Genomic DNA, 13,337 nt, shown 5'->3' with positions numbered 1-13,337 from the left:
GAAATCAGCCTAGCCGCCGCTGTAGGAGATTCCCGATTCCTCCATGGCATCCTCAAGCTGGGCGATGGCCACCGGCCCCATGCCGTGGAGCTTGGAGATTTTCACCTCTCCGAATTCCGCCAACTGCTCCAGGGTCTCAATTCCTTCGTGCGCCAAAGCCCGTCTCGCCGGTGCAGCGAGGCCCTTGGGCAGTGGTGTATGTCCGGGCCAGTTGCTCTTGGACGCCATGGAAGTCCCTCCTGGTGCGTTGGGGTGCTACTTAGAGAGTAAAGCCCACGCCCTGCTTGGGCGAGTGCTTCAGCCGGAAGGCGTCGGGCTCGCTGTGCGGCGCCGCAGCGATAGTGAGTTTGGTGAAGTCAAGGTCCTCACCACGAACACAGATCTTGATGGCATTCACGGCCTTGTTCACGTCCGGGCAGAGGCAGAAGATGTTCAAGTGGCCATTGCCTATTTCGGACCGGTCCACGATGCCCAACCCGCGCCATGCCAGTTCCCCTGTCAGGGCGGCCTTGGCTTTCCGTTCAAGATGACGGTCCCGCTCGGTGCCGTCCTTGGTCTTGAGGGCAATCTGGGCAACAACCCAGAACTGCTCCGACTCTGGAATCTCCGCGTATCCGTCTTCCTCGCACTGCGCAGCGAATGCCGACATCAGGCCCTCCACCGAGGATTCGTCCTCCACGCCGGTTTCGTCGGTTTTGCTCTGATGACCCACCACGCCGTGATTAATCACGAACTGCTGGTCCTCGTCGTCGTACCAGGCTTCCCGGAAGTGAAGTACTCCCTCATCGTCCCGCTTGTACGTGCGAATAATGCCGCTCATGCCCGTCCTTTTCTGAACCATTCGGCGCTGGTGCTGGCACCAGTGACGTCGAACGGTGCTTTCATGGCCGCTACAGCCTCCAAGAGGGCGGCGCATTCCGTGCGCATAGCGGCCACTGTGTCGTGCGGATAGCCCATGGCCACCCGGTGCTGCTCAAACTCGTCTTCATCGTCAACAAACACACCGTGCCGGGTGGAACGGATCACGTCCAGGTCCATGTCGATCATGTGGAACTCCGTGACGCCGGGCCTGATGGTGTTCCAGTCGTGGGACGTGGCGAGGTCAACGTAAATGCGGAAGTCGCCCGGGTACGTATCGTCGTAAAAGGTCGCCACAAACTCGCCGGTCCTCGGGACCAGCAGGACAGCGTCCGAAGCCGTGTAGAAGGCTGCCCCGGGACGGGAACAGAACTCCCCCGCGCCCTGGAAAATCCACCAGCCGTGAAGGTCTTCGCCAAGATACCGGCCAGGCACCACCCAATGGGCTTTGCCGTTCCATTTCCTGTTCCTCGACACAACGAGGTCACCGGGCTGCAGTGCGCCCGGTCCGGGGTTATTCATCACAACGTGGGCAGACTGCCGGTGGTGGGGTGTTCCTGGCCTGGGAGGGGCCTCGCGAAGGGGACCTTGGTCCCCAGAACCTGGGCTACGACGTCGTGCGTTATCTTCTGGGCGGTGAGTCCAACGCGTTCCAGGACCTGGCTCCGGGAGCCGTGGACCAGGAACTCCACAGGCAAACCGACTTCATTGAGGGCCGTATCCACCCCCGCAGCACGCATCTCCTGCCGTATGCGGGAGCCAACGCCACCGGCACGCACGCCGTCTTCAATGCAGATGACCAGGCGATGGCGGGCAGCGAGAGCAATGATCGATTTACGGACGGGAAGGACCCAACGGGGGTCCACTACCGTGGAACTGATGCCTTGGGCACCCAGCCGTCCGGCCACATCCAGCGCGAGCTCAGACATGGCGCCGACGCTGACGATGAGGACATCGTTTTCGGTGGATCCCTCGGGTCGGCGGGCAAGGATGTCAACGCCGTCGTGAAGCCGTTCAATCGCTTCAACTTCGGAACCGACGCTGCCTTTGGAGAAGCGCACCACCGTGGGGGCGTCGTCAACCGCCACAGCCTCCCGCAATTCTTCCCGGAGCCTGGTGGCATCGCGGGGTGCGGCCAAATGGAGTCCCGGCACGATCTGGACCATCGCCATGTCCCACATGCCGTGGTGGCTGGGGCCGTCCGGGCCGGTGACGCCGGCCCGGTCCAGGACAATCGTGACGCCGGCCTTATGCAGGGCCACATCCATGAGGAGCTGGTCAAAGGCCCGGTTCAGGAAGGTGGCATAGACCGCCACCACGGGATGCAGGCCGCCGAAGGCCATGCCCGCAGCCGACGTGAGGGCGTGCTGCTCAGCGATGCCGACGTCGATGACGCGTTCCGGGTGCCGCTCAGCAAATTTGTGCAGGCCCACGGGGATCAGCATGGCGCCTGTAATGCCCACGATGTCCTCGCGCTCATCAGCGATGTCCGCGATCTCCTCAGCGAACACCGAGGTCCATGACCTGGCGCCAGGCATCTCCGTGGACTCGCCCGTTTCGGGGTCGATGATTCCCACGGCGTGGAATTGGTCTGCCTCGTTGGCCAGGGCCGGGGCATAACCGTGGCCCTTCTCGGTCATCGCGTGCACGATCACCGGGCCTCCGTAGGCCTTGGCGGTGTTCAGCGCATTCTCCATGGCCTGGAGACTGTGCCCGTCCACCGGACCGATGTACTTCATGCCCAGGTCCTCGAACATGCCTTGGGGAGCCCACCAGTCCTTGATGCCCTTCTTCATGGCGTGCAGGCTCTTGTAGGTGAATTGCCCGGCGGGACCGCCGTTCTGGAGCTTTTTCTTCCACCAGTCCAGCATCCGCTCGTACGCCGGAGTGGTGCGCAGGGAGTCGATGGTGGGGCGCAGTGAAGCGAGGTAGTCGGCAAAGCCGCCAACAGTGGGTGCGTAGGAACGGCCGTTGTCATTGACCACAATGACCACACGCCGCCGTTTGTCAGCGGCAATGTTATTGATGGCTTCCCATGTCATGCCACCGGTGAGTGCGCCATCGCCCACCACCGCGACGACGAACCGGTCACCTTCGCCGGTCAGCTGCCGGGCCCGTGAAATGCCGTCGGCCCAGGACAGGGAGGACGAGGCGTGGGAGCTCTCCACAATGTCGTGCTCTGATTCAGCGCGCTCCGGATAACCGGAGAGCCCACCCTGCTGGCGGAGGGTGCTGAAATCCTGGCGGCCGGTAAGCAGCTTGTGCACGTAGGACTGATGCCCGGTGTCGAAGACAATGCTGTCCCGCGGGGACTCGAAAATCCGGTGGACGGCCAGGGTGAGTTCAACGACACCAAGGTTTGGGCCCAGGTGTCCGCCTGTCGCGGCTACGTTGGTGATCAGGAATTCCCTGATTTCGCCGGCCAGTTGTTCCAGCTCGGTGCCGGACAGTTTGGCCAGGTCCTGTGGATCCTTGACGGTTTCCAAAAGTCCCAACGGCCCTCCTTAGGGTGAATGACGTGCTTGTTAACTTTAGCGCGTGCCCGGGCCTGCGCGTTTCCCACCGCGACGATCCGCATCGCGGCGGGACCCGGACGCCAACAGCCCCGGCTGGTCAGGCGACCAGCCGGGGCTGTCTGGCATCAGGATCAGCCGGAAACCGGCCGACTGGCTATGCGGAGATCTGGCGCAGCACGTACTGCAGGATGCCGCCGTTGCGGTAGTAGTCCGCTTCACCCGGGGTATCGATGCGCAGAACCGCGTCGAAGGACTTGACGGTACCGTCCTCTGCCGTAGCCGTCACTTTGAGCGTCTTCGGCGTGGTGCCGTTGTTCAGCTCGGTGACGCCTTCAACTGCGAACGTTTCCGTACCGGTCAGGCCCAGGGTTGCTGCCGACTCGCCTGCGGGGTACTGCAGCGGGAGGACGCCCATGCCGATCAGGTTGGAGCGGTGGATACGCTCGTAGCTCTCGGCGATGACGGCCTTGACGCCCAGGAGCGCGGTGCCCTTCGCAGCCCAGTCACGGGAAGAACCCGAACCGTATTCCTTGCCTGCCAGCACCACCAGCGGCGTTCCCGCTGCCTGGTAGTTCTGGGCGGCGTCGTACACGTACGCCTGCGGTGCACCTTCCTGGCTGAAGTCGCGGGTGAAGCCACCCTCGACACCGTCCAGGAGCTGGTTCTTGATGCGGATGTTGGCGAACGTGCCGCGGATCATGACTTCGTGGTTGCCACGGCGCGAACCGTAGGAGTTGAAGTCCTTGCGCTCCACACCGTTGGCCAAAAGGTACTGGCCTGCAGGGGTGTCCGACTTGAACGAGCCAGCCGGGGAGATGTGGTCGGTGGTGACGGAGTCGCCGAGCTTCAGGAGGACGCGGGCGCCCTCGATGTCCTGGACGGGGTCCGGCTGTGCCTTCATGCCCTCGAAGTATGGGGGCTTCCGCACGTAGGTGGAGTCCTCGGCCCATGCGAAGGTGTCGCCTGCAGGGGTGTCGAGGGCCTTCCAACGGTCGTCGCCGTCGAAGACGCCTTCGTAACCCTTGGCGAACATGGCCTCGTCGATGGAGGAGTCGATGACTTCCTGCACCTCCGTGGGGTTCGGCCAGATGTCCTTCAGGAAGACCTCGTTGCCTTCCGAGTCGGTGCCCAGGGCATCGGTGTCGAAATCGAAGTCCATGGAACCGGCCAGGGCGTAGGCGATGACCAGCGGCGGCGACGCCAGGTAGTTCATCTTCACGTCCGGGTTGATGCGGCCTTCGAAGTTGCGGTTGCCGGAGAGGACTGCGGTGACGGAAAGATCGTTGGCCTGGATAGCCTCGGAGATTTCAGGCTCCAGCGGACCGGAGTTACCGATACAGGTGGCGCAACCGTAACCGACGATGTAGAAGCCGAGCTTCTCCAGGTACGGCGTGAGGCCGGACTTTTCGTAGTAGTCAGTGACCACCTTGGAGCCGGGGGCAACAGAGGTCTTGACCCACGGCTTGGACGTCAGGCCCTTGTCCACGGCGTTGCGTGCCAGGAGGGCAGCAGCAAGCATCACAGACGGGTTGGACGTGTTGGTGCAGGACGTGATCGATGCGATCGACACTGCACCATGGTCCAGCTCGAATTCGCGTCCGTCGGCAGTCTTGACCTTGACCGGGGACGACGGGCGGCCATGCGCACCGTTGGCGGCGGAGTAAACGCGCTCCGTCTCCGTGGTGTGCGAGTCAGCATGAGTGAACGACGGCGCGTCCGACGCCGGGAAGGACTCGTCCAGCGACTCGTCAACGCTGCCGTCTTCGATGGCCACGTAGTTGTGGATGTCCTTACGGAACTGCTCCTTGGCGTCCGTGAGCTCAATGCGGTCCTGGGGACGCTTGGGGCCGGAAATGGAAGGAACAACCGTGGACAGGTCCAACTCAAGGAACTCGGAGAAGCGCAGTTCGCGGGAGGGATCGTGCCAGAGGCCCTGTTCCTTGCTGTACGCCTCCACGAGGGCGACGTTTGCTTCGGAACGGCCGGTCAGGCGCAGGTACTCCAGGGTGACGTCGTCGATGGGGAACATGGCAGCCGTGGAACCGAATTCAGGGCTCATGTTGCCGATGGTGGCGCGGTTGGCCAACGGCACAGCGGCTACGCCTTCACCGTAGAACTCAACGAACTTGCCAACAACACCGTGCTTGCGCAGCATTTCGGTGATGGTCAGGACGACGTCGGTGGCGGTAGCGCCGGCCGGGATGCTGCCCTTGAGCTTGAAGCCCACAACGCGGGGGATCAGCATGGAAACGGGCTGGCCAAGCATTGCTGCCTCGGCTTCGATGCCGCCGACGCCCCAACCCAGGATGCCCAGGCCGTTGACCATGGTGGTGTGCGAGTCAGTGCCCACACAGGTGTCGGGGTAGGCACGAAGAACACCGTCTACCTCGCGGGTCATCACGGTGCGTGCCAGGTACTCGATGTTGACCTGGTGGACAATACCGGTTCCCGGCGGGACAACTTTGAAGTCGTCGAACGCGGTCTGGCCCCAGCGAAGGAACTGGTAGCGCTCACCATTGCGCTGGTATTCGATCTCCATGTTGCGCTCCAGTGCGCCGGAGTTACCGAAGGCGTCGATCTGGACGGAGTGGTCGATGACCATTTCTGCAGGCGCCAAGGGGTTGACGCGCTTGGGATCGCCGCCGAGTTCCTTGACTGCTTCGCGCATGGTGGCGAGGTCAACGACGCAGGGAACACCAGTGAAGTCCTGCATGATGACACGTGCCGGGGTGAACTGGATTTCCGTATCGGGCTCCGCATTGGGATCCCAACCGGCCAGGGCGCGGACATGGTCCGCCGTAATATTGGCGCCATCCTCAGTCCGCAGGAGGTTTTCAAGCAATACCTTAAGGCTGAACGGAAGGCTGTCTGCGCCCTCTACGGAGTTCAACCGGAAAATTTCATAATCGGTGCCGGCTACATTCAGTACGCCTTTGGAACCGAAGCTGTCCACAGTGCTCATGGCAGGACTCCTCTCGCAACAGTTTCATCTTTGTCGCGTGGTTGGCCGCTAGCCAGTTAGGCGCACCTTACTTAGCCGGGCGGCATCTCTCGTGGTCACCCCGGTCCGCGGCGATGATTCCAGCGAAGCGGGGCTACTACGCCCATCGTAGTGGCATCCGCCCCAAGAGTGGCATGTCGCCACCCAAACGCGGCGCCGCCCGCCGCACTGCGGCGGGCGGGCGACACTCCGGCTAGGCGGAAGGGACGATCAGGCCCACTGTTTCGAGGTGGTGGGTATGGGGGTAGAGATCGAAGGCCCGCAGTGACTCCAGGCGCCAACCTCCCTGATGGAAGTAACCCAGATCACGCGCAAAGGAAGCAGGATCGCAGGACACATAGGCGATTGCGCGGGGACCAGTGGCCATCAATTGCTTGACCACAGCTTTTCCGGCTCCGGCCCGCGGTGGATCCAGCACCACGGAATCGAAGCTCCGGGCACTCTGGTGCAGCACGCGTTCCACCCGCCCTTGGACGATTTCCACCTGCGGCTCACCGTGCAGGTTCTTACGTGCGTCGCGGCTCGCGCCGGGGGCACCCTCCACCGAGAGCACCGATCCAGTGACACCCACGGCGTCGGCCAGCGGTGCCGTGAACAGCCCGGCACCGGCGTAGAGGTCGGCAACTGCGGCGCCCGGCTGCAAGTACCCGCCATGCGAAAGATAGTCCGTCACAGCGCCCACGAGCGTTTCCGGTGCGTTCTTGTGGATCTGCCAGAAACCCTCGCCGGTGACCCGGTACTCGTGGCCGGCCGCGGTCTCCTGCACCCAGGTTCTCCCCCGGAGCTGCAGGACCTCTCCCTTGCTGGGGTCGAAGCTGGCGACCGACACGTCATGCGGCAACTGCGACAGAATGCTGTGCACCCTCTTGGGGCTCGTCCCCTCCTCCGGCGCCAGCAGTATCAGGGGCCTGGATCCATTGGCCGGGACCGCAACCTCGACGCGGGCGACGCCCGAGAGGTCAAGGTCCCACAGCTTCAGGTCGTTCAGTCCCGGGAGCGCCAACGGCATCTCCTTGATGGGAAGCACCACGTCCGAGCGATGGGCGTGCATGCCCAACCGACCCTTGGAGGTCACGGCAAAGCCGGCGCGTGTGCGCCAGCCGAGGCCGTCGTCGTTATGGTCCCCCACGGCTTCCACCTCTGTGGCGAGGTCAAGCCCGGCAAGCCGTTTGAGTTGTTCAGCCAGCACCTCGGCTTTCAGGGCACGCTGGTGCTCCAGCGAAATATGCCCGAGCTCGGCGCCGCCAACCGGCGGCCCGCCACGGCGCCAGGAGGCCTGGGAATCCGCTGCCCTCCAAAAGTGCGGGACCCGGTGGGGCGAAGCGTCAAGGACTTCGACGACGTCGGCCCGCCAGAAGCGCGACGAGTCACCGGAGTCAGTCAACCGGATACGGACCTTCTCCCCCGGGATGGCGTGCCGGACGAAGATGACGCGCCCTTCGTGCCGCGCGACGAAGTGCCCTCCGTGGGCTATGGGACCAATGTCAACGACCAGTTCAGTACCGGATGCCCCTTGGTGGTCATTGACGGGGTGATCGGTGTGGGAGGAATTGCTGTGGGAGGTCATTTAGGTATCCTGCAGTGCCTTTGCTTCTTCGGAGGATTTCAGCTGCCACGGAACGCTGGCAACCATGACTCCAGGTTCAAAGTGGAGCCTCGTCTTGATTCTGAGTGCTGTCTGGTTATGGACCAGTTGTTCCCACCATTTGCCCACGACATATTCGGGGATGTAAACCACGATCAAGTCCCGCGGCGAATCACGGCGCATGTTCTTGATGTAATCCATGATGGGCGTCACGGTCTCGCGGTACGGGCTGGCCAGGACGGTCAGGGGAACCGGAATTTCCAGTTTCTCCCAATCCCGGACGGTGTGTTCGGTCTCCTCGGTATTGATGTCCACGGTAATTGCGTCAAGGCGTGAAGGCCTCGACGCCCTGGCATAGGCCAGTGCCCTCAGGACAGGCTTGCGTACGTGCGAGACAAGCAGTACCGCGTGGACACGGGTGGGCAACGCACGCGGGGACGAGTCCTCGTCAACGGCCAGTTCCCGGGCCACATTGTCATAGTGGGCCCGGATGCTCCACATGATGAGGAAGAGGACAAACATCGCAAGCAAAGCGATCCAGGCACCTTGCTCGAACTTGGTGATCAAGACGATCACCAGGACCAATGCGGTCATGCCAAAGCCCAGCATGTTGATGGTTCGCGACTTGAAGATGCGGCGGCGGACAGCCTTGTCCCTTGCAAGCTTCAGCTCCCGGCCCCAGTGGCGGATCATCCCGAGCTGGCTGGCCGTGAACGAGATGAAGACACCCACAATATAAAGCTGGATCAGCTTGGTGACATCGGCATTGAACGCAAGGATGAGCACCAGTGCGCCGGCCGCCAGGGCGAGAACGCCGTTGCTGAAGGCAAGGCGGTCACCCCTGGTTCGGAGCTGGCGGGGAAGGTAACCGTCCTGGGCCAGGATGGAGCCAAGCACGGGAAAGCCGTTGAAGGCGGTGTTGGAGGCGAACACCAGGATCACACCCGTGGCAGCCACCACGACATAGAAAAGGATGGAGCCCGAGCCAAAGATGGTGTCCGCGATCTGGCTGATGGCAGGCGTCTGGATGTAGCCCTCCGGCAGGGGTTTGCCATCCACCAGGAACTCGCGCGCGGGGTCCAGGACAATGTGCACCTTGGTGGCGTTGGCAAGGTAGAGGATTCCGGCCAGCATGGAGGCCGCTATGACGCCCAACAGCAGCAGCGTGCTGGCCGCATTCTTGCTCTTTGGTTTCCTGAAATTGGGAACGCCGTTGCTGATGGCCTCAACACCTGTGAGCGCCGCGGCCCCGGAGGAAAAGGCCCGCAGCAGCAGGAAAGCTCCGGCAAGGCCCACCAATCCCTCGTCGAAGCCTGGCTCCGGGACGATGGTGAAGTTGGCGGAGGGTGCCTCACCCAGTGTCCCGGTAGCTGCTTGGAAGATGCCGACCGCGGTCATGCCGAGGATGGACGCCATGAAGATATAGGTGGGGACAGCGAAGAGCGTCCCGGCTTCCCTGACCCCGCGGAGGTTGACCAACGCAAGGATGACCACGCCGATGGTGGCGATGAGTGCCTGTTGGCCGTGCAGCGAGGGAATGGCCGTAGTGAGGTAGGTGGCCGCCGAGGACATGGACACCGCCACTGTCAGCACGTAGTCCACCAGCAGGGCCGACGCCACCGTGAGCCCGGCATACTTGCCCAGGTTGACGCTGGCGATTTCGTAGTCGCCGCCGCCGGATGGATAGGCGTGGACATTTTGCCGGTAGGACGCCACCACTGTGAGCAAAACCACCATGACCGCGAGGCCGACAAGTGGAGAGAAGGCCACTGCGCTGACTCCGGCCAGGGCGAGTGTCAGCAGGATTTCGTCAGGGGCATAGGCAACCGAAGACAGCGCATCCGAGGCGAAGATCGGCAAAGCGATGCGTTTGGGCAACAAGGTGTGGGACAGGCGGTCGTTCCTGACTGGCCGGCCCACCAACACCCGCTTCGCAGCATTCAAAATTGTCAGCACTCCGCAAAGCTACTCTGAATCCCCATCGATGTCATGACGGTCGTTCGCAGGCGCAGCCACGCGGCACCGGTAAAGTCATACCGAGCGGGACGGACAGCACAGATAAAGGAGACATGGTGGCTCACTTCGTGATCATGGGTTGCGGCCGTGTTGGCGCAACCCTGGCACACACTTTGGAGGATGCCGGCCATTCGGTCGCCATCATCGACCAGGACGAGCGGGCCTTCCGCCGGTTGCGCAACACCTTTACCGGCCGCAAGGTCACCGGGGTGGGTTTCGACCGGGACACCCTTAAGCAGGCCGGCGTGGAAGAGGCCTACGCCTTCGCCGCCGTCTCCAGTGGCGACAACTCGAACATCCTGGCCACCCGGGTGGCCCGCGAGACCTTCCACGTTGCCCACGTCGTGGCACGGATCTACGATCCCGGCCGCGCCGAAATCTACCAGCGACTGGGCATCCCCACGGTGGCAGCCGTCCGCTGGAGCGCCGACCAGGTCCTTCGCCGCATTCTTCCGGAGCAGCATTTGGCCGGAGACTACCGTGAGCCTTCAGGCCGGCTCGTGCTGGCCGAAGTGGAGCTGCACGAGGATTGGATTGGGCACAGCCTCGCTTCGATCGAGGCGGCCTCGGGAATCCGCATCGCCTTCCTCACCCGGTTTGGTGAGGGCGTGCTCCCCCAGGCCGGCACGGCTTACCAGGAAGGCGATACGGTCCACGCGATGCTGAGCCTGGACAGAACGTCCGAGATCAGCCGGATCCTCGCCAAAGCACCCGCCAAGGAGTCTTAGTGAAAGTTGTCATTGTTGGCGCAGGAAGCGTCGGCTCGTCCATTGCCCGCGAACTTCTGGCCCACAAGCACCAGATACTGCTGATCGACCTCAAGCCCGAGGTCATTGGCCGCAGCGGACTGCGGGGCGCCCGCTGGTTGGTGGGAGACGCCTGTGAACTCAGCACCCTGCAGGACGCAAAACTTGAGGATGCCGACGTCGTGGTGTCAGCCACGGGCGACGACAAAGTCAACCTTGTGGTGTCCCTGCTGGCCAAGACCGAGTTTGGCGTGGGACGCACTGTGGGCCGTGTGAACAACCCCAAGAATGACTGGATGTTCAATGATTCCTGGGGCGTCGACGTCGCGGTGAACACCCCGCAGCTCATGACGGCATTGGTGGAAGAAGCCGTGGAAATCGGCGACATTGTCCGCCTCCTGACGCTCCAGACCGGTGTGGCCTCGATCGTCGAATTCACCGTCCCGCATGACTCCCATGTCATCGGCAGCACGGTCGGAGGGATCGACTGGCCGGAGGACGCAACACTGGTAGCCATCCTTCGCGACCAAGCGCCGATCACTCCTACCCGGGACGATGTCCTGGATGGCGGCGACGAGCTGTTCTTCGTCACCACCATCGCAGCCGAAGACGGCCTCCGGTCACTGTTGTCGCCAGGTTCCGACGACGGCGGCGAACCTCGTGGGGAAACGTCTTCGGCCGCGGATCAGTCCTCTGAGGACGACGGCTTCGACGGCTGAGGTGCAGGCTTGGTGAGCAGCCAGGCCACCCAGAGACCCAGGATGTACAGCGGGGCGCCCATCAGGAGCCTGGTGGTCGCCAACGCTGTCAGGCCGGCCTCACCCATGAAGTACAACGGCACCTGCACCACAAGGCGCAGTGCAAGAACCGCAACCACAATCCACGTTCCCAGTTTGTAAGCCCTGAGCCGTTCGGGATCCTTCCGCCACTCGAGGCCCTCATTGCGGACGAAACCAAAAAGAAGGCCCGCCACCGGCCATTTGAGGACAATGGAGAGCACCATGGCGGCGATGTAGGCGATATTGGTGAAGAAGCCCAGGACGTAGAAGTCCTCTGCCTTGCCCGTGGTATTGGCCAACCACGCGGAAATACCGACGCCCACCACACCGGCCAGCGCCTGGGTCAGGGGACGCCGTTGGATCAACCGGACCACGGTGAAAACCGCGGCGGCGGCCAAAGCCGCCACCAACGCCGGGGTCAGATCACGGGTCACGGTGAAAACCACCAGGAACACCAGTCCCGGAAGAATGCTCTCAGCGATTCCCTGCCATCCACCTGCGGACTTCAGCATGTCCACATGCCCAGCGCTGTTCCGGTGGAGGCCGGCTTTTTCGGCGTAGCCGGCAGCGAGATCGGACACGCTGGGGGCTTCTGCCGTCGGCTTGAGGGCATCATCCGGCGGTGACATCCTTTGATCGGGAACAGCGCCCCCGGTGTCCTTGGGTTCTGATCCATTGGACACGGTCATAGATGCTCCTGACGGGAAAGTATTTCGTAGCGTGGATTGAACATGGCCGGCAAACCGTCAAGCTGGGTCACCATGCCGTTCAGGCGAAGCTGCACACCGGCCTCGATGCCGGGAACGTGTGTCCTGCCGAGCCAAATGACGCGGAGACGGTCGTAGGGCTTCCGGATTCCACCTGCATTGATGGCGTGATGTGGTCCGGGACCCAGGGCGTCGACGACAACAGCGGAAAAGAATGGCTGATCGCTGGGCGGCTGATGCGTCACCGACTCGATGAAGCCGGTGCACACCGCCCTCCCCCGGGCAGGAAGATCACGGACTCCCTGCGTCCGGGGACGCTGGCCGGCTGTTCCTCCTCTGCCCGAAGTGTCAGCCAATCTGGGTGATCTCCGGCCCTCGTTCGGGCTGTTCCATGGCCGGTGCAGCCTGCGGAGCGCCGGCCTGTCCCGGCACGGCAGCGTCCTTGGGCAGGCGCAGCTGCAGCAATTCGCGGGGAGGCATCGGGTTGTCGCCGCGCACCACCACTACCCGGCGGAAAAGTTCTTCCAGCCCTGCTGCAGCGTCCCGCTCCAAGGCAGCCTGCCCGCCAAGGACGCCGCGGAGGAACCAGCGCGGACCGTCCACGCCCATGAAACGCGCGGCACGGAAACCACGGCTGCCATCGGCCGCTTCAGCGGGCAACTTGGCGACCAGCTCGGTACCAAAGGCTCCGGAAACCTCTTCGGTTTCCCCGCCCTGACTGGCCACGGACTGGGTGATCTGTTCCCGGATCTCATCCCACAAACCTTCTGACCGTGGAGCCGCAAACGCCTGAAGCTGCAGGCTGGAACCGTCCAGGTCCATGGTCACGGCCACCACACGCTGGGTGGCTTCTTCAACCTCAAGCCTCAACTGGAGACCTTCGGCTGGAGCGATCAGCAGCGCCCCGAGGTCCACGTAACCGTCACGGTCCTCGATCTCGTCTATATCCAAGGGGCCTTTGGCAAGCCGGAAATCACCGGGGGTGCCAAGCTGGCCCGATTGAGGACTTTGTGCCTCAGCACCGGATTCCTCGACAGTGCCGGCGGTGTCCGACCGCTCGTCCTTGGACTTCTTGCCGCGCCCAAAAAGCATTGGGTTTTCTCCTTAGTAGTGGTCTATCCCCAAGTAA

General features: G+C 63.0%; 12 protein-coding genes. 2 read left to right on the top strand and 10 right to left on the bottom strand.

All coding sequences use genetic code 11. The features are described 5' to 3' along the window. Positions 1-9: 9 nt before the first annotated feature. The 7 genes from AYX22_RS09435 to AYX22_RS09405 all read right to left on the bottom strand — a co-directional run bounded on the left by AYX22_RS09435 (position 10) and on the right by AYX22_RS09405 (position 9,916). Positions 10-228: a hypothetical protein gene (locus AYX22_RS09435; protein ID WP_207597183.1), complete on the bottom strand. Its 219-nt coding sequence runs from the start codon at positions 226-228 to the stop codon at positions 10-12. A gap of 31 nt (positions 229-259) precedes the next feature. Continuing rightward, the gene (locus AYX22_RS09430; RefSeq protein ID WP_207597182.1) at positions 260-820 is read right to left on the bottom strand and encodes a hypothetical protein; all 561 of its coding nucleotides are present in this window, start codon (positions 818-820) and stop codon (positions 260-262) included. Further along, on the bottom strand, positions 817-1,380 hold the full coding sequence (locus AYX22_RS09425; RefSeq protein WP_207597181.1) for a DUF402 domain-containing protein: 564 nt from the start codon (positions 1,378-1,380) through the stop codon (positions 817-819). The genes AYX22_RS09430 and AYX22_RS09425 overlap by 4 nt, the downstream gene beginning before the upstream one ends. Further along, positions 1,380-3,353, bottom strand: coding sequence for a 1-deoxy-D-xylulose-5-phosphate synthase (gene dxs / locus AYX22_RS09420; protein ID WP_207597180.1), 1,974 nt, complete (start codon positions 3,351-3,353; stop codon positions 1,380-1,382). Before dxs ends, AYX22_RS09425 begins: the two co-directional genes overlap by 1 nt. 175 nt (positions 3,354-3,528) lie before the next feature. Continuing rightward, positions 3,529-6,336 carry an aconitate hydratase AcnA gene (gene acnA, locus AYX22_RS09415; RefSeq protein WP_207597179.1) on the bottom strand — a complete coding sequence of 936 codons (2,808 nt, stop codon included), beginning with the start codon at positions 6,334-6,336 and terminating at the stop codon, positions 3,529-3,531. A gap of 232 nt (positions 6,337-6,568) precedes the next feature. After that, positions 6,569-7,942, bottom strand: a complete 1,374-nt coding sequence (locus AYX22_RS09410) for a class I SAM-dependent RNA methyltransferase (protein ID WP_207597178.1) — start codon at positions 7,940-7,942, stop codon at positions 6,569-6,571. Next, positions 7,943-9,916, bottom strand: a complete 1,974-nt coding sequence (locus AYX22_RS09405; RefSeq protein ID WP_207597177.1) for an APC family permease — start codon at positions 9,914-9,916, stop codon at positions 7,943-7,945. A gap of 116 nt (positions 9,917-10,032) precedes the next feature. Between AYX22_RS09405 and AYX22_RS09400 the strand changes: the two genes are divergently transcribed. Then, positions 10,033-10,704, top strand: a complete 672-nt coding sequence (locus AYX22_RS09400; protein ID WP_207597534.1) for a TrkA family potassium uptake protein — start codon at positions 10,033-10,035, stop codon at positions 10,702-10,704. Further along, on the top strand, positions 10,704-11,441 hold the full coding sequence (locus AYX22_RS09395) for an NAD-binding protein (RefSeq protein ID WP_207597176.1): 738 nt from the start codon (positions 10,704-10,706) through the stop codon (positions 11,439-11,441). Before AYX22_RS09400 ends, AYX22_RS09395 begins: the two co-directional genes overlap by 1 nt. Here the strand turns inward: AYX22_RS09395 and AYX22_RS09390 are convergent. The 3 genes from AYX22_RS09390 to AYX22_RS09380 are packed head-to-tail and all read right to left on the bottom strand — an operon-like array spanning position 11,408 to position 13,300. Further along, on the bottom strand, positions 11,408-12,190 hold the full coding sequence (locus tag AYX22_RS09390) for a DUF3159 domain-containing protein (protein WP_207597175.1): 783 nt from the start codon (positions 12,188-12,190) through the stop codon (positions 11,408-11,410). The two genes, AYX22_RS09395 and AYX22_RS09390, sit on opposite strands and share 34 nt — an antisense overlap. Next, a complete protein-coding gene (locus AYX22_RS09385; RefSeq protein ID WP_242703577.1) occupies positions 12,187-12,564 on the bottom strand; it encodes a hypothetical protein in 378 nt (125 codons plus the stop codon). Before AYX22_RS09385 ends, AYX22_RS09390 begins: the two co-directional genes overlap by 4 nt. Beyond that, the gene (locus AYX22_RS09380; protein WP_207597174.1) at positions 12,557-13,300 is read right to left on the bottom strand and encodes a DUF3710 domain-containing protein; all 744 of its coding nucleotides are present in this window, start codon (positions 13,298-13,300) and stop codon (positions 12,557-12,559) included. Before AYX22_RS09380 ends, AYX22_RS09385 begins: the two co-directional genes overlap by 8 nt. Positions 13,301-13,337 lie beyond the last annotated feature (37 nt).

The organism is Arthrobacter sp. D5-1 (assembly GCF_017357425.1).
Taxonomy (GTDB): Bacteria; Actinomycetota; Actinomycetes; order Actinomycetales; family Micrococcaceae; genus Arthrobacter.
The sequence above is the reverse complement of the archived record's forward strand: the minus strand, read 5'-3'. Positions and strand labels throughout refer to the sequence as shown.

Excerpts from the sequence above, each read along its gene's own strand:
- AYX22_RS09435 (WP_207597183.1), bottom strand. The coding sequence starts at position 228 with ATGGCGTCCAAGAGCAACTGGCCCGGACATACACCACTGCCCAAGGGC.
- AYX22_RS09430 (WP_207597182.1), bottom strand. The coding sequence starts at position 820 with ATGAGCGGCATTATTCGCACGTACAAGCGGGACGATGAGGGAGTACTT.
- AYX22_RS09425 (WP_207597181.1), bottom strand. The coding sequence starts at position 1,380 with ATGAATAACCCCGGACCGGGCGCACTGCAGCCCGGTGACCTCGTTGTG.
- acnA (WP_207597179.1), bottom strand. The coding sequence starts at position 6,336 with ATGAGCACTGTGGACAGCTTCGGTTCCAAAGGCGTACTGAATGTAGCC.
- AYX22_RS09410 (WP_207597178.1), bottom strand. The coding sequence starts at position 7,942 with ATGACCTCCCACAGCAATTCCTCCCACACCGATCACCCCGTCAATGAC.
- AYX22_RS09390 (WP_207597175.1), bottom strand. The coding sequence starts at position 12,190 with ATGACCGTGTCCAATGGATCAGAACCCAAGGACACCGGGGGCGCTGTT.
- AYX22_RS09380 (WP_207597174.1), bottom strand. The coding sequence starts at position 13,300 with ATGCTTTTTGGGCGCGGCAAGAAGTCCAAGGACGAGCGGTCGGACACC.